Consider the following 24,030-nt stretch of genomic DNA (forward strand, 5'->3'; position numbering starts at 1 on the left):
ATGGGACAGATCATCTGTGCGGGGCTGGGACCGGGCGACCCGGATCTGATCTCGGTCCGCGCCGACCGCGCCATCCGCGGCGCGCGCCACGTGGCTTTCTTCCGCAAGCCGGGGCGGCAGGGGCAGGCGCGCCGCATCGTCACGGGCATGCTGGCACCAGATGCCCACGAATACCCGATGGAATACCCCGTCACCACGGAAATCCCCTTCGACAGCCCCGCCTATAACGACCTTCTGGCCGCCTTCTATGATGATTGGGCCGCCCGCCTGCGCGATCTGGCCGCGACCGACGATGTCGTGGTCCTGTGCGAGGGCGACCCGTTTTTCTATGGCTCGTTCATGCATCTTTACGTGCGGCTGCGCGACGTCGTGGACATGCAGGTCATTCCCGGCATTCCCGGCATGGCGGGATGCTGGAACGCCAGCGGCACGCCGATCACCTGGGGCGACGACGTGCTGACCGTGCTGATGGGCACCCTGCCCGAACCCGACCTGCGTCGTCATATCGCGGGCACCGATGCGTTGGTGGTGATGAAGACCGGGCGCAACCTGCCCAAGGTCCGCCGCGCGCTGGCCGCGACCGGCCGCCTTGAGGATGCCTGGCTGATCGAGCGCGGCACCATGCCCGGCCAGCGCATCGCCCGCCTTGCCGAGGTCGCCGATGCCGATTGCCCCTATTTCGCCATCGTCATGGTGCATGGCCGGGGGCGCCGTCCCATGGTCCTGCCGCAGGTGGCGGAATGACCGGTTGGGTCACCGTCGCGGGGCTTGGGCCGGGCGATGATGCGCTGGTGACGCCACAGGTCGCGCTGGCGCTGGACCAGGCGACCGATGTCATCGGCTATATCCCCTATGTCGCGCGGGTGGCGGCGCGTCCGGGGCTGGCGCTGCACCCCTCGGACAACCGGGTCGAGCTGGACCGCGCGCGCATGGCGCTGGACATGGCGGCGGATGGCCAACGGGTGGTGATCGTATCCTCGGGCGATCCCGGCGTCTTTGCCATGGCATCCGCCCTGTTCGAGGCGTTGGAGGATGCCCCCGACCGGCATGACACCGACATCCGCATCCTGCCCGGCATCACCGCGATGCTGGCGGCCGCGGCACGTGCGGGTGCGCCCTTGGGCCATGATTTCTGCGCCATCAACCTGTCGGACAACCTCAAGCCCTTCGACCTGATCGAGCACCGCCTGCGCCACGCCGCGCGGGGCGATTTCGCCATGGCTTTCTATAACCCCAGGTCGTCCAGCCGGCCGCATCAATTCGCCCGCGTTCTGGATATCCTGCGGCAGGAATGCTCCCCTGAAACGCTGGTCATCTTCGCCCGCGCCGTCACCACACCGCAGGAAGCCCTGACCATCCTGCCCCTGTCGCAGGCCACGCCGGAAATGGCCGACATGCGGACCGTCGTGCTGGTCGGCAATTCGGCGACGCGGCGGGTGGGAAAATGGGTCTATACCCCGCGCGGGGCCGTCTGATGCAGCCAGGCCATCGCCAGTTCAGGACGCTGGACCACATGCCGTTCGGGCATGGCGGGGCGGTCGATCATGATTACCCGCAGGCCCAGATCACGCGCGGCGGTCAGTTTGGCCTCGGCCCCCGTGCCGCCCGCGTTCTTGGCGACCAGATGGGTGATGCCATGGTCGCGCATCAACCGCGTGTCATCCGCCACCGTGAAGGGCCCCCTTGCGATCACCACCCGCGCATCCGGCAAGGGCAGGCTGTCGGGCCGATCCACCAGCCGCAGCAGAAAGCGATGCGGCAGGCCTGCGAAGGCGGTCAGGTTTTGCTTGCCGATGGCCAGAAAGACATGCGCCCGCTGCGGCGGCAGCGCCTGCGCCGCCTGCGTGATGTCCGCGATATGGGTCCAGTCGTCGCCCTCGCCCGCCTGCCATGCGGGACGCTGCAGGACCAGCAGGGGGACGCCCGCCATATCGGCCGCGCGGACCGCATTGCCGCTGATCTGCGCCGCGAAAGGATGGGTCGCGTCGATCAGATGGGTGAAGCCGCCCTGCCGCAGGTGCTGCGCCAGACCATCGATGCCGCCGAAACCGCCGATCCGCGTGGGCAAGGGTTGCGCCACGGGGGCCGCCGTGCGTCCGGCATAGGAAAACTGCGCCCTGATGCCCGCCTGCGCCAGCAATCGCGCCATGGCGCTGGCTTCGGATGTGCCGCCCAGCAGCAGGATGCGTGTCATGGATAAGCCTTGGCTGACGATCATCGGTCTGACCGAAGATGGCCTGCCCGGCCTGCCCGATGCAAGCCGAGAGGCTCTGGCCACCGCCGATCTGGTCTTTGGCGGGCCACGCCATCTGGCCCTGGCCGGGGTCGCGGATAAGGGCCGCCCATGGCCCGTGCCCTTCGACATCGCGCCGGTTCTGGCCGCAAGGGGGCGGCGGGTGGTGGTGCTGACCTCGGGCGATCCCTTCTGGCATGGGGCGGGCGGCACGCTGGCAGCCCATCTTGCGCCCGATGAATGGGTCGCACTGCCCGTTGCGGGCGTCATCGCGCTGGCCTGCGCACGCCTTGGCTGGCGGGCCGAAGACGCGGTGACGCTTGGCCTGCACGCAGCGCCCTTCGCGCGGCTGCGCCCGCATCTGGCACGCGGCTGCCGCATCATCGCGACCCTGCGCGACGGAGCGGCGGTGGCCGCGCTGGCCGAATGGCTGCGTGGCCAAGGGGCCGGGGCTGCGCGGCTGACGGTGATGGAGCGTCTTGGCGGTCCCGCGGAACGCATCCGCCGGACCCGTGCGGGTGACATCCAACCCGACGACATCGCCGCCCCCGTGGCCATTGCCATCGACGGCGCTGACCTGCCGCGCGGCACGGGGATCGGCACGGTCCCCGGTCGCGCCGATGATGATTTCGCGCATCAAGGCCAGATCACGAAATCCCCCATCCGCGCCATGACGCTGGCCGCCCTTGCCCCACGCCCGGGTGCGCTACTGTGGGACATCGGCGGCGGATCGGGGGCGATCTCGGTCGAATGGGCGCTGGCGGGGGGGCGGGCCATCTGCATCGAGCCGCGCGCAGACCGGCTGGACCTGATCCGCCAGAATTCCGCCAGCTTCGGCGTCGGTCATCTGGTGACGCCCGTTCATGGGCGTGCGCCTGATGCGCTGTCCGACCTGCCAGAACCGGATGCCGTTTTCATCGGCGGCGGGGGATCGGCTGCGTTGTTTGAGGCGCTTTGGCCCCTGATGCCCCCCGGCACACGGCTTGTGGCCAATGCGGTGACATTGGAGACAGAAAGCCTGCTGACCGCCCTGTCAGCCCGTCGCGGCGGCGATCTGATCCGCATCGACATCGCCCGCGCGGCCCCCTTGGGTGGCATGCGCGGCTGGCAACCCTCGCGTCCCGTCGTGCAATGGGCGGTCACGGCATGAGGGTCGCTGGCATCGGCTGCCGCGCCGACACCCCGCTGGAGACGCTGGCCCGATCGGTCGGTGATGTGGATGTGCTGGCCACCATTCCCGAACGCGCCGGCCTGTTGCGCCCATTGGCGGCCCGGTTGGGACTGCCCCTGCGGATCGTCTCGGTCGCAGGCGTCGAAACCCCGACCCAATCCCCGCGCGTCCAGTCGCTTCACGCCACTGGATCGGTGGCCGAGGCTGCGGCCCTTGTTGCTGCCGGCCCCAGCGCGCGCCTGACCGGCCCGCGCATCGTCTCGGCCTGTGGCCGCTTCACCATCGCCATCGCAGAGGTTCCATGACCATCCATTTCATCGGGGCAGGCCCCGGCGCGGCCGATCTGATCACCCTGCGCGGGCGCGACCTGATCGCGGCCTGCCCTGTCTGCCTCTACGCGGGCAGCCTTGTGCCGCCTGCCCTGCTGAGCCATTGCCCGCCCGGCGCGAGGATCGTGAACACGGCGCCCCTCAGCCTTGACCAGATCGTCGCGGAAATGCAGGCGGCCGATGCGGCGGGACAGGATGTGGCGCGGCTGCATTCGGGCGATCTGTCGGTCTGGTCAGCGATGGGCGAACAGCTGCGTCGCCTGCGGACGCTGGAGATTCCCGTACAGGTCGTGCCGGGGGTGCCATCCTTCGCCGCCGCCGCTGCCGCGCTGGAAAGCGAGCTGACCCTGCCCGGATTGGCGCAATCGGTGGTGCTGACCCGCACGCCGGGGCGGGCGTCATCCATGCCTGCTGGCGAAAGCCTGACCGCCTTTGCAGCAACCGGCGCGACGCTGGCGATCCATCTGTCGATCCACGCGCTGGATCAGGTGGTGGCCGATCTGACCCCGCAATACGGGCCTGACTGCCCCGTCGCCGTCGTCTGGCGGGCCAGTTGGCCAGACCAGCGGGTGATCCGGTCAACCTTGGCCGATATCGCCAAGGATGCCCAAGGCATCGACCGCACTGCGCTGATCCTTGTCGGCCCCGCCCTTGGTGCCGAGGGTTTCGACGACAGCCGCCTCTACGCCGCCGATTACGACCGCCGATACCGCCCCGTCGGCCCAGAACCGAGGTTTCCCGAATGAGCACCCCCGGACTAATGATTTCCGCCCCCGCCTCGGGGACCGGCAAGACCATGCTGATGCTGGGCCTGCTGAGCGCACTGCGACAGCGGGGCATGGCGGTGCAGCCGTTCAAGTCGGGACCGGATTACATCGATCCAGCGTTCCACACGGCGGCATCCGGGCGAGCGTCATTCAATCTGGATGCCTGGGCGATGCAGCCGGGACGGATCATCGGCCATGTCACCGGCCAGCCCGATGCCGACATCATTCTGGCCGAGGGGTCGATGGGTTTGTTCGACGGGGTGGCCAAGGCGGGCGAGACCGGCATCGGATCCAGCGCCGAGGTGGCGCAGATGATGGGCTGGCCCGTCGTGCTGATCCTTGACGTCTCGGGTCAGGCGCAATCGGCGGCAGCGGTGGCGCGGGGCTTTGCCACGCTGCGCCCCGATCTGCCCTTTGCGGGTGTGGTGCTGAACCGCGTGGCCTCGCCCCGTCACGACACCCTGATCCGCGAAGGCATGGCCGAGGCGGGTATCACCGTCCTTGGCGCCCTGCCCCGCCAAGGCAACATCACCCTGCCCGAACGCCACCTGGGGCTGGTGCAGGCCGAAGAAACGCCGGAACTGCAGGCGATCCTTGACCACGCCGGTGATTTCGTCAGCGCGCATTGCGATCTGGACGGCATCATCGCCGCCGCCGCCAGCCGCGCCCTGCCGCATGCCGATGCGCCCCTGCCGATCATGCCACCGGGGGGGCGGATCGCGCTGGCCCGCGATGCGGCCTTCAGCTTTACCTATCCTCATGTCCTGCAGGCGTGGCGCAAGGCGGGCGCGACGATCCTGCCGTTTTCGCCACTGGCGGACGAAGCCCCCGATGACAGCTCCGATTGCTGCTGGCTGCCGGGCGGCTATCCCGAACTGCACGCACCGAGGCTAGCCGCCGCCAACAATTTCCGCGACGCCATGCACCGCTTTGCCGCGACGCGGCCCGTGCATGGTGAATGCGGCGGATACATGGCGCTTGGGGCGGGGCTGGTCGATGCCACGGGCGAACGCCACCGCATGCTGGGACTGCTGGGGCTGGAAACCAGCTATCACAAGCGCCGCATGCATCTGGGATACCGCCGCGCCGATCTGGTCGCGCCTTTTCCGGGCATCGGGCAACAGGCGCTGCGGGGGCATGAATTCCACTATGCCTCGATCACCGACCAGCCGGATGCGCCGCTGGCCCGCGTGACCGACGCCAATGGCGCGGCGGTGCCCGAAACCGGGTCCTTCCGCGCGACGGATGGCGGTCAGGTGACCGGCACGTTCTTTCACATGATCGCCCCCGCCGCGACTTGACGCGCGCGGTCCGATCACGTCTATCTGATCCCCTGAATGGTGCCCGTGAAGACGCCCAAGCGTCGGGCTTCATCGGGAATGAGGAAGGGTGGACCCAATCGCGGCACCCGAAGCCTCAGCCGCCCCCGCGACTGTATGCGGAGAGCGTGCGTCACTTGTGTCACTGGGCCGCCTTGGGCCCGGGAAGGCCGACGCCACGCGCTGACCCGCAAGCCAGGAAACCGGCCATGCAGACAATTTTCCCGCCGTCGGGGATGACGGCTACAGGAGACTGAACATGCATATCGAACATGGCGTCGTGACTGGCGCCAAGCTGATCCTTGGCTATGCCACCGCAGCCACGGCAGGCGTCTATACGCTGAAAATCGCCTTCGAGGCCTTGCGCGAACGCGGGCTTCTGTCGCTGGCAGGTCGCAGCCTGCTGGCCACCATCGCCACCTTCGTCTTCTTCCAGGTGCTGCCCACCGCCCCCGTCGGCGTCTCCGAGGTGCATCTGATCATGGGGTCCACCCTGTTCCTGCTGTTCGGCGCGGCGCCTGCGGCCATCGGACTGGCGCTTGGACTGCTGACGCAGGGGCTGTTCTTTGCACCCGCCGATCTGCCGCAATACGGGATGAACGTCACCTCGCTTCTGGTGCCGCTGTTTGCGGTGTCGGCGCTGGCTGGCCGGATCATCGCGCCGAAGACCGCCTATGTCGATCTGACCTATGGTCAGGCACTGGCGCTGTCAACGGCCTTCCAAGGCGGCGTCGTCGCATGGGTCGCCTTCTGGGCCTTTTATGGTCAGGGCGTCGAGGCATGGTCCGGTGTCGCGACCTTCGGCGCAGCCTACATGCTGGTCATCGCGCTTGAACCGCTGGTGGATCTGGCCGTGCTGGCTGGTGCCAAGTCCATGCACGGGCTGGGCAGGACCGGGCTGGTCACGCAGCGCCTCTACGCATGATCTCGCTGACCCTGATCGGGATCGGCACGGGCAATCCGGACCATCTGACCCTGCAGGCGATCACCGCCATGCAGCAGGCGGAACTGGTGCTGATCCCGCTGAAGGGGGACGACAAGGCCGATCTGGCGGGCATTAGACGTGCCATGCTGGATCGGCATCTGACCAAAGCGGCGGTGCAGTTGGCGGAATTCGACCTGCCGCGCCGCGACGCGGGCGACCCCGACTATCTGGGCGGGGTCGATCGCTGGCACGATGCCATCGCCGATGCCTGGCGCGGTCAGATCGACCGGCACCTGCCCGATGGCGGCAAGGTGGCGTTGTTGGTCTGGGGCGATCCAGCGCTCTATGACAGCAGTCTGCGCATTGCCGCGCGGCTGGATCTGGCGGTCTCGGTCATTCCCGGCATCACCGCCATTCAGGCGCTTTGCGCGGCCCATGCCATTCCGCTGAACGATCTGGGCGCCCCGGTGCAGATCACCACCGGGCGTCAATTGCGCGATCACGGCTGGCCCGAGGGCGTTGATCGCTTGGTCGTCATGCTGGACGGCGGCTGCGCCTTCGACCGGATGCCCGGACAGACACGCATCTGGTGGGGCGCCTTCCTCGGCATGCCGCAGCAGATGCTAGAGCATGGCACGGTTGCGCAGGTCGGCCCCCGCATCATCGACAGGCGCGCCGCCGCGCGGACCGCGCATGGCTGGATCATGGACTGCTATCTTCTGGCGCGCGCCTAGAACAGGAAGATGTCGTCGGCCACGTCCTGAACCGACAGATCCTGCCCCTGCACCAGAATACGGTTGTTACCCGACAGGTCGATGACCACACCATCGGCGGTCTGGCGGATATGATCGTCCATGAATTCGGCCATCGAGCCCGGGATCAGCGCTTCGGCGATCAGCAGGCGATCCTGACCGGCGGTAAAGTCGGTGATCACATCACGACCGATGTTGCCATCGAAGATGAACTGATCCGCGCCGCCGCCGCCGGTCAGACGATCAGCCCCCGCACCGCCGATCAGCGTATCGCGGCCAAAGCCGCCATCCAACGTATCATTGCCGCCGCCGCCCAGCAGACGGTCGTTGTGCGCCTGCCCGAACAGGCGGTCGTTTCCGCCGTCGCCCTTCAGGTGGTCGCGGCCCGCACCCCCCAGCAGCCTGTCGGCCCCCGTCCCGCCGGACAGGACATCGTCGCCATTCTGGCCAAGCAGTCGGTCGTTCCCCTTCTGGCCCATGATGAAATCGTGACCCTGACCGCCGCGCAGAACGTCATCGCCCGCGCCCCCCGCAATCAGGTCGTCACCGCCCAAGCCAGACAGGGTATTGTCGGCACCGCCCTTGACGATCCGATCATCCGCCGCCGTCCCCGAGGCACTGACAGTCAAAGGCTCATGCGCGTCCAGCCAATTGGCCTTGGACATCGCCCCCATGAAGGGGCGGTCGATCTGGGTGACCGTCACCCCCGCCGCCAGATCCAGGTTCACATTGCCCAAGGTCGAGGCGAAATTCTGCGTGGCCATCAGGATCTGATGGCCGTCGAATTCGCCGACCTGCAGACCGACGCCGATATATTCGACATTCGGGTCCAGGATATTTGCGCGGTGGCCGGGGCTGTTCATCAGGTTGGTATGCAGCTGCTGGACCTCATCCAGCAGCGATCCGTCGCGATCGACCGAGACATAGGCCAGATTCTCGGTTACCCGCCAGCTGACCTCCAGCGGGAAATCGGCGGCGCGGACCCGGTCGGAGGCCGACGATCCCCCCGCGCCCGTATGCGAAAAGACATCGTTGCGCAGCATCCACCCGCTGTGGCTGTTCGACGAATTGTTCAGATGGGTTTCCAGCGTTACGGGACGCAGGCCATCCGCCGCACGCGCGCGGTTGACCAGTTCAAGGAAATATCGTTCGGCATCGGTGGCTTGCGACATGGGAACCTCTGGCATCACATGGGGTGATCTTGGCCCATCAGGCGCCACCGACCAAACACGATATACATCGAATGCCGTCGATCCAGGCGCAGCGGGCTGCAATCCAAGGTGGTGCTAGCAGAAGATCGTCGCGATTCGAACCTTGACCCAAGGTCGATTGACAAAGGTCAATCGCCGACCCCGGATGGGGGCCGGCGATTGCAATTTCAGGCCTGAAGGCTGCGGACGCCCACTTCACCTTCGCCACGCGACTTGATCGCAGCGACGGCCGCGATGCTGCCCGCGGCGGTGGTGAAATAGGGGATCTTGTCATAGAGCGCGACGGCGCGGATTTCGCGGCTGTCAGCGATGGCCTGCGCGCCTTCGGTCGTGTTCAGGACCATGGTGATTTCGCCGTTCTTCAACCGGTCGACGATATTAGGGCGCCCTTCATAGACCTTGTTGACCCGCTGCGTCTGCACACCGGCAGCGGCCAAGAAATCGGCCGTCCCCGAGGTGGTCATCAGCGTGAAGCCCATGGCGACCAGATCGCGCGCAGCCGCGGCCAGTGCGTCCGATTTGTCCGAATCCTTAACCGACACGAAGATACAACCGTCATGCGGCAGTTCCACACCGGCACCCATCTGCGCCTTCAGGAAGGCCCGCGCAAAATTGCGGTCCCAGCCCATGACTTCGCCGGTGGAACGCATCTCCGGCCCAAGCAGCGTGTTGACGCCCGGGAAGCGGGCAAAGGGCAGGACGGCCTCTTTGACGCTGAACCAAGGGGTGATCGGATCGGCCAGGGTCAGCGGATCGGCGAAGGGCAGATCATCCTCGGGGCCGGCATTCGCGGGATAGGGCGCGCGCTCGGGGAAGTTCGACATCGGCTCGCCCGCCATCAGACGTGCGGCGATCGATGCGATGGCGCTGTCGGTGGCCTTGGCGACGAAAGGCACCGTACGGCTGGCGCGCGGGTTCACCTCCAGGACGAAGATCTGGCCGTCTTTCAGCGCGAACTGCACGTTCATCAGGCCAACCACATGCAGGGCACGGGCCATGGCGACGGTCTGGCGCTTGATTTCCGCGATGGTGTCCGGGGTCAGCGTATGCGGGGGCAGCGAACAGGCGCTGTCGCCGGAGTGGACGCCCGCTTCCTCGATATGCTCCATGATGCCCGCAACATGAACGTTTTCGCCATCCGACAGGGCATCGACATCAACCTCGATCGCGCCTGACAGATAGCTGTCCAGCAGAACGGGGTTCTTGCCCGAAACCTTCACCGCCTCGGTGATGTACCGCTTGAGGTGGTCCATATCGCGCACGATTTCCATACCGCGACCGCCCAGGACATAAGAGGGGCGGATCACCAACGGGAAGCCGATGTCATTGGCGATCGCGATGGCCTGTTCGCCGCTGCTGGCGATGCCGTTGACCGGCTGGCGCAGGTCCAGACGGTTCAGCAGGTCCTGGAAACGTTCGCGGTCTTCGGCCAGATCGATGGCGTCGGGCGTGGTGCCAAGGATCGGAATGCCCTCGGCCTCCAGCGCGTTGGCCAGCTTCAAAGGCGTCTGGCCGCCGAACTGGACGATGACGCCGTGCAGCGTGCCGTTCTGCTGTTCGGTGTGCAGAATTTCCAGCACATGCTCGAAGGTCAGCGGTTCGAAATACAGACGGTCGCTGGTGTCATAGTCAGTGCTGACCGTTTCCGGGTTGCAGTTGACCATGATGGTTTCATAGCCCGCATCCGTCAGCGCATAGCAGGCGTGGCAGCAGCAATAGTCGAACTCGATCCCCTGACCGATCCGGTTCGGACCGCCGCCCAGAATGACAACCTTCTTGGCGTCCGTCGGGCGGGATTCGCATTCCACGTCGCCCATCGCGGGGGCTTCATAGGTCGAATACATATAGGGGGTCTGCGCCTCGAATTCGGCGGCGCAGGTGTCGATGCGCTTGAAGACCGGACGGATGTCCAGCGCGCGACGGGCGCGGCGCACGGCGTCTTCGTCCTGGTCGGTCAGATGCGCCAGACGGGCATCGGTAAAGCCCATCATTTTCAGCTGGCGCAGACCGTCTTCGTCCTGCGGCAGACCGTTTTCGCGGACGATATGTTCGGCGTCGATGATTTCGCGGATACGGGCAAGGAACCACGGATCAAAGCTGGTGACGCGCTGAATTTCATCGTTCGACAGACCGAAACGCATGGCTTCGGCAATGACGCGAATGCGGTCGGGGGTGGACTTGGACAGCGCCGCGATGACAGCGGGCTTGCCCTGATCGGCAGCACCTTCGATGGCGATTTCATCCAGACCGGTCAGCCCGTTTTCCATCGAACACAAGGCTTTTTGCAGCGATTCGTGGAAGCTACGGCCAATGGCCATGACCTCGCCCACGGACTTCATGGCGGTGGTCAGGTCGGGCTTGCTGCCGGGGAATTTCTCGAAGGCAAAGCGCGGGATCTTGGTGACGACATAGTCGATGCTGGGCTCGAAGCTGGCCGGTGTCACCTTGGTGATATCGTTGTCCAACTCGTCCAGCGTGTAACCCACGGCCAGTTTCGCGGCGATCTTGGCGATCGGGAAGCCGGTGGCCTTCGACGCCAGCGCCGAGCTGCGCGACACACGGGGGTTCATCTCGATCACGACCATGCGGCCATCTTCGGGATTGATCGCCCATTGCACGTTCGATCCGCCGGTTTCGACGCCGATTTCGCGCAGAACGGCGATACTGCCATTGCGCATGATCTGGTATTCGCGGTCGGTCAGGGTCAGTGCCGGGGCGACCGTGATGCTGTCGCCGGTGTGGACGCCCATCGGGTCGACGTTTTCGATGGCGCAGACGATGATGGCATTGTCGTTGCGGTCGCGCACGACCTCCATCTCGAACTCTTTCCAGCCCAGCAGGGATTCGTCGACCAGCACCTGCGCCATCGGTGAGGCATCCAGACCCGAACGCACGATCCGTTCGTAATCGTCGCGGTTATAGGCGACGCCGCCGCCTGTACCGCCAAGGGTAAAGGCCGGACGGATGATGGCGGGCAGGCCGATCTCCTCCAGCGCGTCCATGGCCTGGGTGACACCTGCGTTGATGTCGAACTTGCCCGATGCCAGCTTGGGGGCCGCGATGATGGTGGCCTTGGGGTTCTCAATGCCGATGCGGTCCATCGCCTCGCGGAACAGCTTGCGGTCTTCGGCCATTTCGATGGCGCTGCGCTGTGCGCCGATCAGCTCGACCCCATAGCGGTTCAACGCGCCATTGTCGGCCAGTGCCAGCGCGGTGTTCAGGCCGGTCTGCCCGCCCATCGTGGGCAGCAGCGCGTCGGGGCGTTCCTTGGCGATGATCTTTTCGACGACCTCGGGGGTGATCGGCTCGATATAGGTCGCATCGGCCATTTCCGGGTCGGTCATGATCGTGGCGGGGTTCGAGTTCACCAGAATGACCCGGTATCCTTCCTCGCGCAGTGCCTTGCAGGCCTGGGCGCCGGAATAGTCGAATTCGCAGGCTTGCCCGATGACGATCGGTCCTGCCCCGATGATCAGGATCGATTTGATGTCGGTTCTTTTCGGCATGGTCTTGCCCCCGGGCTTGGATGATGGATCGCGGCAAATCGTCCGGGGTTATAGCCAAGCAAGGCTTGGACGCAAGGTGCGGCAAGCGAGCAAGGGGCCGAAAACTGGCCTTGCGTCACCTTTGTCGCAATCACAATGGCCGTCAAGTGGGCGATGCGCCAAGCTCCGGAAGGTCAGGGATGATGATGCAGATCACAAGCCGGTCAGCAGGGTCAGCGCCGCGCTATAGCAATTCTGTGCCACGCTTTCTGTCAGCTGCGACCGCGCCATGAAGGTCATCATCAGCTTGTCCGTGACCTCGGGCGTGGTGATGTCCTTGAAGCTGGAGCTGCCCAGAATGCGTTCGGCCGCATCCATGAATTCTTCAAGCTGGCGTTCGACCGGCAGGTTGCCATAGCTGGAGCCGAAACCGAAGGCACCTTCAAAGACCTTCTTCAGGGGCTGGTTCCCGATCACCTCGTACCACAATGTCTTGTCGGTCGAACTGCGCCCCTGCATGGTCTGCAGCTCGCGGGTGGCATTCAGGGCAAGGCGCATGTTTTCATCGCTTTCGCCCACACGCCTTTCATATTCGCGCTGAACAAAGGCCTGTGACACGGTTTCTGCCAGATCCGCCGCGGGGGCCTGGTTGCCGAACCCGAAAGCCTCGGCCAGCTTCAGATATCGCTTGTCGGCCAGCCGGTTCACCAGGCTGCTTTCGTCGCTGGTATCGGATTCCAGCACCTTCTGGATGAACGCCTTGTTGGCGATGTCACCCTCCAGGCCAAAGGCGGACAATGCAGTGTTCAGCAGGCGGTAATCCTTGACCAGCTCCTCGGCTTTGGCCGCTTTTGCGATATTGTCCTTGAAGTAGGTCGTCGAGCGGACCACCACCGGATCCTGGGCGATCACCTCCAGCTGGCGTGCCTCGGTACGCTGAAGGGTCTTCCAGCCTGCGACGCCGCTGATGCCGATGGTGATCGCACTCATGCCGCTATCCTGCTGCTGCGGCGAAAAGGCGGGCTTCTCGCGGCAGCAATTCGCGCAGCTTGCGCATCGCCTGATACGGGTTTTCCTCGATCGCGGCCTGTGTGGCATCGGCCAGCAACAGGCGACTGTCACGATCCTCAAAGACCTGACTCAGCTGTTCGATAGCGACCAGCAGTTGCTGGCGCCCCTGCCCCGGTTCGGCGTCGCCCGACAGGATAAGCTGGGCGATATAGCAGGCGCGCGACACCGGCGTGGCCGCCTTGTCGGGGTGGATCGCGTCCCGCAAGCGCAGGACATTCACATTGGGCGTCTTGATGGCGATCCGCGACCGCCTGTCGCCGTTTTCGATGACGGCACCGTTGATCAGCACCCGCTCGTTCGGGGCCAGCTTCAGGACAAGGCCACTCATGCGGGAACCTCGCCGCGCAGGCCGCGCATGACGGTCATGTTGATGTCGATCAGCGGGTCCGAGACCTCGTTGCCCGCAAGGACGGCCTGGCCGTGGCGGATCGAGAAGCTGGCAAGGGACAGCAGCCCCGCCTTGGTGGCATCGGGCAGGCCGTTGCCGGGATCTGCAAGGTCGATGGCCAGCAAAGTCCATAATTCGTTGTTCTTGTGGACGGCCATGATGGTGTCACCGTTATCGGCCGTCCGTCCCGCCTGACGCATCATGCGCGTCACCCGCGAGAAGACATCGTATTCCGCATCCCGCGCCGTGCGCAGGCCGCTTGTCTTGTACCCATGCTGGGTCAGTGGCGTTACCGCGTTCAAGGTCGTGTTTCCCGTTCTGGAATTGTGATGGGGGTCAGGGGGCGCGCTTCGGCGCCCCCTGTGCTGTCATCAGCGGAACAGCGACATGACGGCCGAGGGCGACTGGTTCGCGATCGACAGCGCCTGGATGCCCAGCTGCTGTTGCGTCTGCAGCGCCTGCAGGCGGGCGGATGCTTCTTCCATGTCGGTATCGACCAGCGAGCCGATACCCTGCTTCAGCGAGTCACCCAGCTCGCCGACGAAGTTCGCCTGGTCACTGACGCGCTTGCCGTCCGAACCCAGCTGCGCAGCACCCTTGACCGAGGCGTCGATCATGGTTTCGATCGCCGTGACCATGGCCTCTGCCGTCGCCGTGTCGCTGATGCCGGTGTAGTCCGAAGACACGCCAGTCGTCAGGTCCAGATTCAGACCGCCTTCCAGATCAACGGATGCGATGTCGATACGGTTGGCGGTCGTTTCTGCAGTGCCGTTGGCGCGGTCCAGCGAACCCACGACGCTCATCGAGGTGCCGGTCTTCAGCAGGTTCACACCGTTCATCTGCGTTCCCGAGATCACCGAGGCGATCTGCTTGAACTTGGCGTCGATATCGGTGTCGATCTTGGCGAAATCGGCGGTGCTGACGGTTGCACCAATGGCCAGGTCCTTGATTTCCTGCAGCAGGTTGGTGACCTGTTCGGCCCCTGTGCGCGAGGTTGCGACGGTGGCGTCGGCCACGTTCAGGTTCGACTGGATCGCCTTGAACGCCGACTGGTCGGTTTCCATCACCTTCGAGATGGCCCAGACAGCCGAGTTGTCCTTGGCGTTCGCCACCGACTTACCGGTCGCGATGTCGCTCTGGGTTTTACCCAGTTGCGAGTTGATCGACTTCAGGGTCTGAAGTGCGACGATCGAGCTGTTGTTGGTCAGAATGCTGGACATGTTGTCCTCCGTCAAAAGGTGCTTTGCACCGGGGTTTGCATTGATGGCCTTCTGACCGGACGGGCCTTTGCCCTGCGCCTTTTCTGGCATGTCACCGTTCTAACCGGCGGTGATTTACAACTAGTGAATGCAGGGCCTCCTCTCAAACAAACCTTGCGGTGCATTTTATCAAAATCTTTGCGGAGATGCGGCCCGCGTGGTGGTGACCGTCCTGCGTCCAAGGGAATCATAGGTCTGCAGACTGCGCGCCGCCTGAATGATCGCGCGCACCTGATCCGCGGCCTGCTGCGCGCCCGACAGGGACGCCTGCGCCAGGTCGCGCAATTCCGACAGCGCCGGTTCAAGCGCCTGACGGGTGCCGGCATCGATGCCGTGACGGGTTGCGGTCCGGACCAGATCCTCGATCCGGGCCAAGGCGGCTTGCGGATCACCTGCCAGCAGCGCGGCGCGAATCTGGCCGATCTGACGTGTCAGGGCGCGGCTCATGTCGCGGTTCCGACAGATGTACGCGACAGCCCCAGATCAAGGCGGTCCGCCAGGCTGGCGGCATATTCGCGCGTCAGGAAACTGTTGAACTGATCCTCTCCGGCGCCGCCCGAAAATTCACCCTTCATCGACGAAGGGCCGCAGTATTTCAGCATTTCCTCCAGAAATGCCTGTTCCAGTTTGGATGCGACGACGGCCTGCGGGCTGGTCGTCTGTGCGGGGACGATAGGGTCGATCTTCATGGGGCTTCCCGTCAATTTCTGCATGGGGCCAAATAAGCAGACAGCCGTAAATAATTGGTAAGGAATCCGGGATAGACAGGGAAAAACCACGGGGTTCGACATGTCTGAGATTCAAGCCATCACCAGCCCGATCCAGTCTGCGGACATGCCGACCGGCATTGCGCCGGAACTGCCCATTGTCGATTCGGGCTTCGATCCCGGTCTTCTGGACTGGACGATGGGCGCCATGCAGGTTGCCCCGCGGGCCCTGGCACCGGCCATACCCGTGATGCCGCAGGGTGATCCGCTGGCGCAATGGCTGGAGCAGACCAGTGGCATCAGTGCGGATTTTGCGCCCCCTGCATCCACCCTGCCTGCCGATCTTGAGGCAATGATCGCACCCGCCCCTGGCCCCGTCGCAGATGTGGTTGAGATGTCTTTGAGCGCCCCCGTTGCCGCCCCTGCAATGGTGGTGGAAATTGTCGGATTGCCCGACGCCGACCAGACAGAGGCGCGCGCTCCAGATGTCCCGGTCAACATGGCCGAAATGTCGGATATGCCGCTGCCCGTCGCGCAGAACGTCGCGCCTGCCACCCATCCACAGCCAGTTGCCGCCCCCGCAACGCCGTCGGCACCGGAGGCCCCTGTTCCCGCTGCGCCAATTCCAGTCGCACCCGAGCAAGCTGCGCCCGTGCAAGGCCAGCCCGCCCGGACACCTCAAATGCCGACCGCGCCGGTTCAGGTGCCAGCTGCTGCGACACCGCAAAACGCACCCACGCCCCCTGCCAAGGATCAGCCCGCAGTGCCGGCAGAGACGCCGCCCAGCCATACCCCCGAAGTGCAAAGCAAGGAATCCGCCCCCGCCGACCGCCCGCGAATCGTCATGGACGCCACGACGGCCCCGCCGCGTCCTTTGCCCCAAGCGACGCGCGACGCCTTGGCCGTTCCGGACCAGATGCCCATGCCCGATGTCCAATCCCCTCAGCCGCTCCGTGATGCCGCCCCCGTGACACCGACCGCCCAGTCCCATGCCCCCGCGCCCCATGCTGATCCGCGCCCGGTGATGCAGCAGGTCACATCGGCCGTGGTCACGACGCGCAAGAATGTCACCGAAATCGCCCTCGCCCCCGAGGAACTGGGCCGATTGCGTCTGGTCATGTCCGGTCCCGACCGCAGCCATGTCACCATCTGGGCCGAACGCCCCGAGACGCTGGATCTGGTCCGCCGCAATGCCGACATTCTGACCCAGCATCTGCAGGAGGCCGGGATCGAGACCTCGGATATGGAATTCCGCCAGGACAGCAGCGGGCCTTGGGGCGACAGCGACACCAACAGCGCCATGCCGGACCGTGATGATGCCGATATTGCGGTGACCACACGCGTTCAGGTCGCCGCCACGCCGGTCAGCGACCGTCGCCTTGATATCAGGCTATAGGAGAGACCCATGGTCGATGCCATCACCACCGCCGCCCCCCTGTCACCAACCAGCACGCAGCCGACCGCCTCGGGGTTTTCGGGCGCTGCGGGGGGTGATTTCCAGACCTTCCTGACCATGCTGACGGCACAGCTGAAGAATCAGGACCCCCTGAACCCGATGGAGGGCACGGATTTCGCCATCCAGCTGGCGACTTTTGCCGGCGTCGAACAGCAGGCGCTTGGCAACAAGTACTTAGAACAGATGGCCGGTGCAGGCGGATCGGGCGGGCTTGGCAGCATGGCCAGCTGGATCGGCAAGGAGGCCCGCACCACCGCCCCCGTCTGGTTCGGGGACGCGCCCGTGACGCTGGACATCGCCCCCCATGCGCAGGCCGATGTCGTGCAGCTGATCACCACCGATGCCAGCGGCAATGTCGTCACGCGCGAAGATATCGGCACGGGAACCGGCCAGGTCAACTGGTATGGCCGGACAGAGGATGGCGGCAAGCTGCCCGACGGCACCTACAGCTTCACCCTCGAAAGCTGGCGCAACGGAGAGCTGATCGACCAGGCGCAGGTCGGCGCCTATGCCCGCATCACCGAGGCCCAGCTGGGCAGCGATGGGGCATCGGTCATCTTCCAGGGCGGCAGCTCGGCACCCGCGGATCAGGTGACGGCCTTGCGCGACCCCGCCTGACGCCCGCGCGGTGCCCTGCCTGTTGACGCGGGGCGGGTTTCGACCGTAACCCATGCCGACATCCGCCCGCAGACCGGCCGCGCCCGGATCGCCGCAGAAAGGACCAGCCATGACCTTTGACCGCTCCATCAAGATCGCGCCGTCGATCCTGTCGGCAGATTTCGCCAACTTCGGCGCCGAGATCCGCGCCATCGAGGATCAGGGTGCCGATTGGGTGCATGTCAACGTCATGGACGGGCATTTCGTCCCGAACCTGACCTTCGGACCGCCCGCCGTGAATGCGTTCCGCCCGCATGTGAAGACCTTCATGGACGTGCATTTGATGATCGCGCCGGTCGATGCCTATATCGAAGCCTATGCCGAGGCCGGCGCCGATATGATCACCGCCCATGTCGAGGCCAGCCCCCATCCCCATCGCACCCTGCAGGCCATCCGCGCCACGGGCAAGAAGGCGGGCATCGCCCTGAACCCCGGCACCCCGGTCGAGGCGGTGGAATACCTGTTGGACATGGCCGACATGGTGCTGGTCATGACGGTGAACCCCGGTTTCGGCGGGCAGAAGTTCATCCACAGCCAGATCGACAAGATCGCCCGCCTGCGCGGTATGATCGGTGATCGCCCGATCCACATCCAAGTCGATGGCGGCGTCGATCCGGTCACGGCACCGCTGGTCGCCAAAGCGGGCGCGGATGTGCTGGTCGCGGGATCCGCGGTCTTCAAGGGCGGCTCGGTCGATCAGGCCTCGGTCTATGGCGACAACATGCGCACGATCCGGACGGCCATCGAAGCCGTTTGACAATCGCCCCGCCCGCGCGTCTGCTGCCCGCCGACATAGCCAAGCAGGAGGACGCGATGGATCTGGGCATCAAGGGAAAACGGGCGCTGGTTTGTGCCGCATCCAAAGGGTTGGGCCGCGGCTGCGCCGAGGCATTGGCCGCGGCGGGCGTCGATCTGGTCATCAACAGCCGGACCGAATCCGAGATCACCCAGACCGCGCACGAGATCGCCACGAAATACGGTGTCAGCGTCACGCCGGTTGCCGCCGACATCACCACCGCCGAAGGTCGCGCCAAGGTGCTGGATGCCGTGCAGCAGGCGGATATCCTTGTCACCAACGCGGGCGGCCCACCCCCCGGCGATTGGCAGGATTGGAGCCGCGACGACTTCATCAAGGCCATCGACGCCAACATGCTGTCGGCCGTGGCGCTGATGCAGGCGCTGGTGCCAGGCATGATGGACCGGGGCTGGGGCCGGGTCGTCAACATCACCTCGCAATCGGTGAAATCACCCATCGCCGTGCTGGGGCTGTCGAACACGGCGCGCGCCGGTCTGACCGGATTTGTTGCGGGCATGTCGCGGCAGGTCGCGGGCAAGGGCGTCTGCGTGAACAACATCCTGCCGGGCATCCATGACACCGATCGCGCAACGGGTCTTGACGGCGGCGTGGCCAAGGCCAAGGGCATCACCCCGTCCGAGGCGCGCACGCAGCGCGAGGCGACCATCCCCACCGGCACCTATGGCACCCCGCAGGATTTCGGCGCGACCTGCGCCTTCTTATGCAGCCAGCAGGCGCGCTTCATCGTCGGGCAGAACATCCTGCTGGATGGCGGCGCGCTGAACGCCACGATGTAAAGGTGCCGCAGTTGCGGGTCGGGGGTCGCCCTGCTAGGCAACCCCCGACCCGTTCCATGCGCCAAGGCCAAGATCGTGACGACGCCCCCAAGACTGGAAGTCCACAGCCTGACCCGCGCCTTCGATGGCGCGCCGGTCGTCGATGACGTCAGCTTTCAGGTTCAGGCCGGACAGGTCGCCTGCCTGCTGGGACCTTCGGGCTGCGGCAAATCGACGACGCTGCGGATCGTCGCGGGCGTGGACATGCAGGACAGCGGCCGCATCATGGTCGACGGCAAGCTGATCTGCGACACGAATTTCCGCGTGCCGCCCGAACGCCGCGCCATCGGGCTGATGTTCCAGGATTTCGCGCTGTTCCCGCATTTGCCGGTCCGCGACAACGTCGCCTTCGGGCTGGCGGGCGGCTTCAAAGCCAACCGCGCCCGCGTGACCGAACTGCTGGACCGGGTGCGCATGTCGGCCCATATCGACAGCTTTCCGCATGAATTGTCGGGCGGCGAACAACAGCGGGTCGCCCTGGCCCGCGCCCTTGCCCCCCGCCCCCGCGTGCTGCTGATGGATGAACCGTTCTCAGGTCTGGACGAACGCCTGCGCGATGGCATTCGCGACGAAACCCTTGCCCTGCTGAAGGAAGAGGGCACCGCCGTCTTGTTGGTCACCCATGAACCGCATGAGGCGATGCGCATGGCCGACCAGATCCTGCTGATGCGCAAGGGGCGCATCGTGCAGCAGGGGGCGCCCTATAACCTCTATAACGCGCCGGTGGATCGGCAGGCGGCGGGATTCTTCAGCGACATCAACGTGCTGGAGGGCACCGTGCAAGGTGCGCTGACCGATACGCCCTTCGGCCAGTTCCTGACGCCGGGCATGCCGGACGGGGCGCAGGTCGATATCGTCATCCGCCCCCAGCATCTGAAGCTGGACTTCGACCGCGCGGGCCAAGGACCGGCCCCCACGGTGGAAAACGGCACGGCGGCGCGGGCGCGGGTGACGCGGGCGCGTTACCTTGGCCGCGAATTGTTGGTGGAATTCGCCACCGATCAGGGCAACATCAGTCTGAACGCGACCGTGCCAGGGGTCTTTCTGCCGCCGGTCGGCACGCAGATGTGGCTGATGCTGCGCCGCGACCGGGTCTTCGTCTTCCCCCGCAGCTAGCCCTGCCCCCTGGCCGCGCGATAGGCCGCCAGAACCTGCGCCAGATGCGCACGCCGCCCGGCCGGATCGGCCAGCCCCTCACAGATGCGCCGTGCCCGCCCGGAAATGCGCTTGCATTCATCCCGGTTCGCCCGCGCCCAAGCCAGCCGCTCGGCCAGATCCGCCCCGCCCGAGGCCAGCGGAATGTAATGCCGCCAAGGCTTGAACAGGCCGGTCGCGAAGCTTTCCCAACCGTCTTCCTCTTTTAGGACGACGGCATTGCTGTTGGCCAGCGGCAGGAAATCGGCATCGCCATCGCCGCCCCCCATGCTGATGGCATAGCGACCCTGCGGGGCATCGCCGCGCATCGGTGCTGGCAGGCCCACCCGCGCCAGCGCGCCAGCGGTCCGGTCGTCGGGATGCAGCGCCAGATCGGTTCCGGGCAGCCCGGCGTGCCGTTCAAGAAACCGCCAGCGGGCACTGCGGCGAATGGCACCCGCGTCGGGGCTGTTGCCTATCGCGCCATCGACCCAGTGGCGCAGATCATCGTCGCCGGGGTCCTGCGCATAGCCCGACAACCGCCCGCGCCAGACCGCCACATCGGCACGGTCGTCGAAGGTCGGATCATCGCCCAAGGGCGCACCCGGAAAGCCTTGGTTGCCAATGCGGTGCAGCCAGGGCGCGGGCCACAGAAAGACATCCTCGGCCCCCTTGCGACGCAGCCCCGCGATTACCGGCCCACCCGAGGGCTGGACACTGCCGGTCAGGCAGGCGGGCCGCATGTCCAGCCAGTATCGTCCCCCCTGCGCCACCTGCGCGATGTCATTCGCGGTCGAGGTGCTGCGCAGCAGGCCAAAGTGCCCCGCGTCCTGAAAGAACCGCCCGCCCGGCCCGCGCATGACCGGCAGTTGCCGCCCCTTGGCATTCGTCAGCCGCCCGGCGTCCAGATCCAGATGGACGGCCTGATCGCCCGGGCAGTCCACCCGCCCCGACAGCCGCGCGGGTTGCGCGAACCCCGCCAGCCGCGTGGCCAGCCGTTCCTGACGCACCGCATGAATCGCGGGGACCGGGGCATCCAGCATCTGTTGCAACCGCACCGGATAATCCTTGCGCGCCTTGCGCACCCCGGCCCCGGGCAGTTTGGGCGCGACAGGCAGATCGTACCAGGGCGCCAGTGCGACGCGGTAATCGTCGGGGGTGGCCTCGTCGATGTCGATCTCGATGAAGCGGTCGCGGCCTGCGAAATGGGCGCGGCACCCGGCGATGTGGTCGTGCCACTCCTGCCGCCAGATGTCGCCCAGATCGGCCAGACCGACCCCAAGGCTGGCGGCATAGCTGCGCGCATAGCGCCCGCCCCAGTGCAGATACCGGCTGGCCACCCAGTCATCGACATTGCGGGTATTCAGCAAAAAGACCGCGCCGGGGAAGCTGGTGTCAAGGAAGGCGTATTCCTTGAAGGCCTCAATCACGGGCATATTGAGGAAACGCACTGACTCCATATCGGTGAAGGCCACGGTGTCGCCCGCCCAACGCTGCAACGGCGCGCGTCCCGCCAGTTTTGACCAGGCGATGTCATCGGCCAGCGCCCCTTCGGCCCAGTGGACCGCCGGTATGCCGTTCAGATCGAACAGCTTGGCAATGAAGGTCGTGCCGCATTTGTTGAAGCCGATCTGGAAGAACTTGGGCAACATGATGACCCCTGCAATGCGGTTTGCCCGAACGATGTGGCCGTCCGGCCCTGCCTGTCAACCACGCCCCGACCTGCGACAAAAGGCTTGATTTGCGTCCCCCCTGACAGTAGCACCAGCCTCAGGAATTCGGGAGAAGCCGGTGAACAGCCGGGGCCGAAGGAGCAGCCGCCCCGGCGAACTCTCAGGCAAAAGGACCGTTTTCCCCAAGAACTCTGGAGAGTGGCCGCAAGGCCCGCCGAAGGGATAACGATCTCAGGCGCCCATTGCGGGCAGGGACAGAGGGGGCATCGACGTGCGGGCATTTTGTCCGCCCAACCGATGCCGACTTTTCGGCAGAACCGCAGGAGGCCACATGGCCGACACGACCCGCCGGACCGGTCTTTACGACCTCCATGTCGAACTTGGCGCCCGGATGGTGCCCTTTGCGGGATGGGACATGCCCGTCCAGTTTCCGAAGGGTGTCATGAACGAACATCTGCACACCCGCGAACACGCCGGTCTGTTCGACGTCAGCCATATGGGACAGGTGATCGTCCGTCCGCTGGACGGTAATATCCAGACCGCTGCGCTGGCGCTGGAAACGCTGATCCCCGCCAATGTGCTGGACCTTGCGCCGGGGCGTCAGCGCTATGGCCTGTTCACCAATGATCGGGGCGGCATTCTGGACGACCTGATGTTCGCCAATCGCGGCGACCACTTCCTGCTGGTGGTCAATGCCGCCTGCGCCGATCAGGACATCGCCCATCTGCAGACATTGGAAGGGGTCAGCGTGGAACCGGTGACCGACCGCGGGTTGATCGCGCTGCAAGGCCCCCGCGCAGGCTCCGCCCTTGGCCGCCTGATCCCCGCCGCCACCGACATGCGCTTCATGGACAGCCTGACATTGGGCTGGCAGGGGCACGACCTGTGGATCTCGCGCTCAGGCTATACCGGCGAGGACGGGTTCGAGATCTCGGTCCCCGACACCACGCTGGAGGCTTTCGCCCGCGCCCTGCTGGACCAGCCCCAGGTCGCCCCCATCGGCCTTGGCGCCCGCGACAGCCTGCGGCTGGAGGCCGGGATGCCGCTTTACGGTCACGACATGGACCCCGAGGTCACGCCCGCCCAAGCGGCGCTTGGCTGGTCCATCCCGAAGGCCCGCCGCAATGGCGGCCCCCGCGCGGGCGGTTTCCCGGGCGATGATGCAGTGCTGGCCGAACTGGACGCGGGGGCCGCAACCACGCGCCGCGGGCTGCGCCCCGAAGGCCGCGCGCCCATCCGCGAAGGCGTCGTGCTGTTTGCCGATCAGACCGGCGACACGGCCCTTGGCACCGTCCGGTCGGGGGGCTTTGGCCCATCTGTCGGCGGGCCTGTCGCCATGGCGATCATTGATGCCACCCTTTCCGAAGGCACGACCATCTGGGCCGAGTTGCGCGGCAAGCGCGTTCCGGTCACCATCGCCGCACTGCCTTTCGTCACGCCCTCCTACAAACGCTGAAGGATCATCCGCATGTTGAAATACACCGACGACCACGAATGGCTGCGCGCCGAAGGCGATGAGATTGTGGTCGGCATCACCAAGCACGCCAGCGAACAGCTGGGCGACGTGGTCTTCATCGAACTGCCCGAGGAAGGCACCGATGTCATCGCCGGAGACGAGATCGTGGTCATCGAATCGGTTAAGGCCGCATCCGACATCACCGCCCCCGTCGGTGGCACCATCACCGCCGTCAACACGGCGCTGGCCGATGCGCCGGGCGACGTGAATGCCGACCCGATGACGGCATGGTTCTTCCGCATCAAGCCCGCCGATCCGGCCGCGATCGAGGGCTTCATGGATGAAGCCGCCTATAAGGCATTGGTCGATTGATCCCCGGGCGGGGGCGCGCGGCCCCCGCATCCC

General features: G+C 65.7%; 25 protein-coding genes and 2 riboswitches. Of the genes, 15 read left to right on the forward strand and 10 right to left on the reverse strand.

Features of this window, described 5'->3' with window-relative positions:
* Together SJY40_RS13205 and cobJ are read left to right on the forward strand one after the other, a co-directional pair.
* Positions 1–744 carry a precorrin-2 C(20)-methyltransferase gene (locus SJY40_RS13205; RefSeq protein ID WP_378947270.1) on the forward strand — a complete coding sequence of 248 codons (744 nt, stop codon included), beginning with the start codon at positions 1–3 and terminating at the stop codon, positions 742–744.
* The gene (gene cobJ, locus SJY40_RS13210) at positions 741–1,475 is read left to right on the forward strand and encodes a precorrin-3B C(17)-methyltransferase (protein WP_378947273.1); all 735 of its coding nucleotides are present in this window, start codon (positions 741–743) and stop codon (positions 1,473–1,475) included. Before SJY40_RS13205 ends, cobJ begins: the two co-directional genes overlap by 4 nt.
* On the opposite strand, the gene SJY40_RS13215 is transcribed toward cobJ, so the two are convergent.
* Complete coding sequence (locus tag SJY40_RS13215) at positions 1,451–2,194, reverse strand: cobalt-precorrin-6A reductase (protein ID WP_378947276.1); 744 nt, start codon at positions 2,192–2,194, stop codon at positions 1,451–1,453. The two genes, cobJ and SJY40_RS13215, sit on opposite strands and share 25 nt — an antisense overlap.
* On the opposite strand from SJY40_RS13215, the gene cbiE reads away from it, so the two are divergent.
* The 6 genes from cbiE (at position 2,193) to cobF (ending at position 7,478) form a co-directional block, all read left to right on the forward strand.
* Complete coding sequence (gene cbiE / locus SJY40_RS13220) at positions 2,193–3,383, forward strand: precorrin-6y C5,15-methyltransferase (decarboxylating) subunit CbiE (protein WP_378947279.1); 1,191 nt, start codon at positions 2,193–2,195, stop codon at positions 3,381–3,383. The two genes, SJY40_RS13215 and cbiE, sit on opposite strands and share 2 nt — an antisense overlap.
* Positions 3,380–3,709, forward strand: a complete 330-nt coding sequence (locus SJY40_RS13225) for a cobalamin biosynthesis protein (RefSeq protein WP_378947282.1) — start codon at positions 3,380–3,382, stop codon at positions 3,707–3,709. Before cbiE ends, SJY40_RS13225 begins: the two co-directional genes overlap by 4 nt.
* Positions 3,706–4,479: a precorrin-4 C(11)-methyltransferase gene (cobM, locus tag SJY40_RS13230; RefSeq protein WP_378947285.1), complete on the forward strand. Its 774-nt coding sequence runs from the start codon at positions 3,706–3,708 to the stop codon at positions 4,477–4,479. Before SJY40_RS13225 ends, cobM begins: the two co-directional genes overlap by 4 nt.
* Complete coding sequence (locus SJY40_RS13235; RefSeq protein WP_378947288.1) at positions 4,476–5,801, forward strand: cobyrinate a,c-diamide synthase; 1,326 nt, start codon at positions 4,476–4,478, stop codon at positions 5,799–5,801. Before cobM ends, SJY40_RS13235 begins: the two co-directional genes overlap by 4 nt.
* Positions 5,802–5,821: 20 nt before the next feature.
* Positions 5,822–6,046: riboswitch (cobalamin riboswitch) on the forward strand.
* A 32-nt stretch (positions 6,047–6,078) separates the two neighbouring features.
* On the forward strand, positions 6,079–6,744 hold the full coding sequence (locus tag SJY40_RS13240) for an energy-coupling factor ABC transporter permease (RefSeq protein WP_378947291.1): 666 nt from the start codon (positions 6,079–6,081) through the stop codon (positions 6,742–6,744).
* Positions 6,741–7,478: a precorrin-6A synthase (deacetylating) gene (cobF, locus tag SJY40_RS13245; RefSeq protein ID WP_378947293.1), complete on the forward strand. Its 738-nt coding sequence runs from the start codon at positions 6,741–6,743 to the stop codon at positions 7,476–7,478. Before SJY40_RS13240 ends, cobF begins: the two co-directional genes overlap by 4 nt.
* On the opposite strand, the gene SJY40_RS13250 is transcribed toward cobF, so the two are convergent.
* The 8 genes from SJY40_RS13250 to SJY40_RS13285 all read right to left on the reverse strand — a co-directional run bounded on the left by SJY40_RS13250 (position 7,475) and on the right by SJY40_RS13285 (position 15,599).
* Positions 7,475–8,668 carry a CAP domain-containing protein gene (locus tag SJY40_RS13250; protein ID WP_378947295.1) on the reverse strand — a complete coding sequence of 398 codons (1,194 nt, stop codon included), beginning with the start codon at positions 8,666–8,668 and terminating at the stop codon, positions 7,475–7,477. The two genes, cobF and SJY40_RS13250, sit on opposite strands and share 4 nt — an antisense overlap.
* A gap of 206 nt (positions 8,669–8,874) precedes the next feature.
* Complete coding sequence (gene carB / locus SJY40_RS13255) at positions 8,875–12,213, reverse strand: carbamoyl-phosphate synthase large subunit (RefSeq protein WP_378947298.1); 3,339 nt, start codon at positions 12,211–12,213, stop codon at positions 8,875–8,877.
* 192 nt (positions 12,214–12,405) lie between these two features.
* Positions 12,406–13,182 carry a DUF1217 domain-containing protein gene (locus SJY40_RS13260; RefSeq protein WP_378947301.1) on the reverse strand — a complete coding sequence of 259 codons (777 nt, stop codon included), beginning with the start codon at positions 13,180–13,182 and terminating at the stop codon, positions 12,406–12,408.
* Positions 13,183–13,186: 4 nt separating this feature from the next.
* Complete coding sequence (gene flbT, locus SJY40_RS13265) at positions 13,187–13,591, reverse strand: flagellar biosynthesis repressor FlbT (RefSeq protein ID WP_378947304.1); 405 nt, start codon at positions 13,589–13,591, stop codon at positions 13,187–13,189.
* A complete protein-coding gene (gene flaF / locus SJY40_RS13270; RefSeq protein WP_378947307.1) occupies positions 13,588–13,953 on the reverse strand; it encodes a flagellar biosynthesis regulator FlaF in 366 nt (121 codons plus the stop codon). The genes flbT and flaF overlap by 4 nt, the downstream gene beginning before the upstream one ends.
* Positions 13,954–14,022: 69 nt before the next feature.
* Positions 14,023–14,871, reverse strand: a complete 849-nt coding sequence (locus SJY40_RS13275) for a flagellin (RefSeq protein ID WP_378947310.1) — start codon at positions 14,869–14,871, stop codon at positions 14,023–14,025.
* A gap of 168 nt (positions 14,872–15,039) precedes the next feature.
* Positions 15,040–15,357 (reverse strand): hypothetical protein, encoded by a 318-nt coding sequence (locus SJY40_RS13280; protein ID WP_378947313.1) that lies wholly within the window; start codon positions 15,355–15,357, stop codon positions 15,040–15,042.
* Positions 15,354–15,599, reverse strand: coding sequence for a rod-binding protein (locus SJY40_RS13285; protein ID WP_378947316.1), 246 nt, complete (start codon positions 15,597–15,599; stop codon positions 15,354–15,356). Before SJY40_RS13285 ends, SJY40_RS13280 begins: the two co-directional genes overlap by 4 nt.
* Before the next feature lie 100 nt (positions 15,600–15,699).
* Between SJY40_RS13285 and SJY40_RS13290 the strand changes: the two genes are divergently transcribed.
* From SJY40_RS13290 to SJY40_RS13310, 5 genes are all read left to right on the forward strand, one after another.
* Positions 15,700–17,013, forward strand: a complete 1,314-nt coding sequence (locus SJY40_RS13290; RefSeq protein ID WP_378947318.1) for a flagellar hook-length control protein FliK — start codon at positions 15,700–15,702, stop codon at positions 17,011–17,013.
* 9 nt (positions 17,014–17,022) lie between these two features.
* Entirely contained in the window at positions 17,023–17,691 is a 669-nt protein-coding gene (locus SJY40_RS13295) for a flagellar hook capping FlgD N-terminal domain-containing protein (RefSeq protein ID WP_378947321.1), read from the forward strand.
* Positions 17,692–17,800: 109 nt separating this feature from the next.
* Complete coding sequence (gene rpe / locus SJY40_RS13300; RefSeq protein WP_378947324.1) at positions 17,801–18,487, forward strand: ribulose-phosphate 3-epimerase; 687 nt, start codon at positions 17,801–17,803, stop codon at positions 18,485–18,487.
* A 56-nt stretch (positions 18,488–18,543) separates the two neighbouring features.
* On the forward strand, positions 18,544–19,323 hold the full coding sequence (locus SJY40_RS13305; protein ID WP_378948449.1) for an SDR family oxidoreductase: 780 nt from the start codon (positions 18,544–18,546) through the stop codon (positions 19,321–19,323).
* 75 nt (positions 19,324–19,398) lie between these two features.
* On the forward strand, positions 19,399–20,478 hold the full coding sequence (locus SJY40_RS13310) for an ABC transporter ATP-binding protein (RefSeq protein WP_378947327.1): 1,080 nt from the start codon (positions 19,399–19,401) through the stop codon (positions 20,476–20,478).
* On the opposite strand, the gene SJY40_RS13315 is transcribed toward SJY40_RS13310, so the two are convergent.
* A complete protein-coding gene (locus tag SJY40_RS13315; protein WP_378947330.1) occupies positions 20,475–22,148 on the reverse strand; it encodes a glycosyl transferase family 90 in 1,674 nt (557 codons plus the stop codon). The two genes, SJY40_RS13310 and SJY40_RS13315, sit on opposite strands and share 4 nt — an antisense overlap.
* Positions 22,149–22,265: 117 nt before the next feature.
* Positions 22,266–22,355, forward strand: a riboswitch (glycine riboswitch).
* 145 nt (positions 22,356–22,500) lie between these two features.
* Here SJY40_RS13315 and gcvT point away from each other — a divergent pair.
* Together gcvT and gcvH are read left to right on the forward strand one after the other, a co-directional pair.
* A complete protein-coding gene (gene gcvT, locus SJY40_RS13320; protein WP_378947333.1) occupies positions 22,501–23,625 on the forward strand; it encodes a glycine cleavage system aminomethyltransferase GcvT in 1,125 nt (374 codons plus the stop codon).
* Between the two features lie 15 nt (positions 23,626–23,640).
* Positions 23,641–23,997 (forward strand): glycine cleavage system protein GcvH, encoded by a 357-nt coding sequence (gcvH, locus tag SJY40_RS13325; RefSeq protein WP_378948452.1) that lies wholly within the window; start codon positions 23,641–23,643, stop codon positions 23,995–23,997.
* Positions 23,998–24,030: the final 33 nt, after the last annotated feature.

Origin of the sequence: Paracoccus sp. R86501 (assembly GCF_042466435.1) — a bacterium.
Lineage (GTDB): Bacteria > Pseudomonadota > Alphaproteobacteria > Rhodobacterales > Rhodobacteraceae > Paracoccus.

Excerpts from the sequence above, each read along its gene's own strand:
- SJY40_RS13205 (WP_378947270.1), top strand. The coding sequence starts at position 1 with ATGGGACAGATCATCTGTGCGGGGCTGGGACCGGGCGACCCGGATCTG.
- cobJ (WP_378947273.1), top strand. The coding sequence starts at position 741 with ATGACCGGTTGGGTCACCGTCGCGGGGCTTGGGCCGGGCGATGATGCG.
- cbiE (WP_378947279.1), top strand. The coding sequence starts at position 2,193 with ATGGATAAGCCTTGGCTGACGATCATCGGTCTGACCGAAGATGGCCTG.
- SJY40_RS13215 (WP_378947276.1), bottom strand. The coding sequence starts at position 2,194 with ATGACACGCATCCTGCTGCTGGGCGGCACATCCGAAGCCAGCGCCATG.
- SJY40_RS13225 (WP_378947282.1), top strand. The coding sequence starts at position 3,380 with ATGAGGGTCGCTGGCATCGGCTGCCGCGCCGACACCCCGCTGGAGACG.
- cobM (WP_378947285.1), top strand. The coding sequence starts at position 3,706 with ATGACCATCCATTTCATCGGGGCAGGCCCCGGCGCGGCCGATCTGATC.
- SJY40_RS13235 (WP_378947288.1), top strand. The coding sequence starts at position 4,476 with ATGAGCACCCCCGGACTAATGATTTCCGCCCCCGCCTCGGGGACCGGC.
- SJY40_RS13240 (WP_378947291.1), top strand. The coding sequence starts at position 6,079 with ATGCATATCGAACATGGCGTCGTGACTGGCGCCAAGCTGATCCTTGGC.
- cobF (WP_378947293.1), top strand. The coding sequence starts at position 6,741 with ATGATCTCGCTGACCCTGATCGGGATCGGCACGGGCAATCCGGACCAT.
- SJY40_RS13250 (WP_378947295.1), bottom strand. The coding sequence starts at position 8,668 with ATGTCGCAAGCCACCGATGCCGAACGATATTTCCTTGAACTGGTCAAC.
- carB (WP_378947298.1), bottom strand. The coding sequence starts at position 12,213 with ATGCCGAAAAGAACCGACATCAAATCGATCCTGATCATCGGGGCAGGA.
- SJY40_RS13260 (WP_378947301.1), bottom strand. The coding sequence starts at position 13,182 with ATGAGTGCGATCACCATCGGCATCAGCGGCGTCGCAGGCTGGAAGACC.
- flbT (WP_378947304.1), bottom strand. The coding sequence starts at position 13,591 with ATGAGTGGCCTTGTCCTGAAGCTGGCCCCGAACGAGCGGGTGCTGATC.
- SJY40_RS13275 (WP_378947310.1), bottom strand. The coding sequence starts at position 14,871 with ATGTCCAGCATTCTGACCAACAACAGCTCGATCGTCGCACTTCAGACC.
- SJY40_RS13280 (WP_378947313.1), bottom strand. The coding sequence starts at position 15,357 with ATGAGCCGCGCCCTGACACGTCAGATCGGCCAGATTCGCGCCGCGCTG.
- SJY40_RS13285 (WP_378947316.1), bottom strand. The coding sequence starts at position 15,599 with ATGAAGATCGACCCTATCGTCCCCGCACAGACGACCAGCCCGCAGGCC.
- SJY40_RS13290 (WP_378947318.1), top strand. The coding sequence starts at position 15,700 with ATGTCTGAGATTCAAGCCATCACCAGCCCGATCCAGTCTGCGGACATG.
- SJY40_RS13295 (WP_378947321.1), top strand. The coding sequence starts at position 17,023 with ATGGTCGATGCCATCACCACCGCCGCCCCCCTGTCACCAACCAGCACG.
- rpe (WP_378947324.1), top strand. The coding sequence starts at position 17,801 with ATGACCTTTGACCGCTCCATCAAGATCGCGCCGTCGATCCTGTCGGCA.
- SJY40_RS13305 (WP_378948449.1), top strand. The coding sequence starts at position 18,544 with ATGGATCTGGGCATCAAGGGAAAACGGGCGCTGGTTTGTGCCGCATCC.
- SJY40_RS13315 (WP_378947330.1), bottom strand. The coding sequence starts at position 22,148 with ATGTTGCCCAAGTTCTTCCAGATCGGCTTCAACAAATGCGGCACGACC.
- gcvT (WP_378947333.1), top strand. The coding sequence starts at position 22,501 with ATGGCCGACACGACCCGCCGGACCGGTCTTTACGACCTCCATGTCGAA.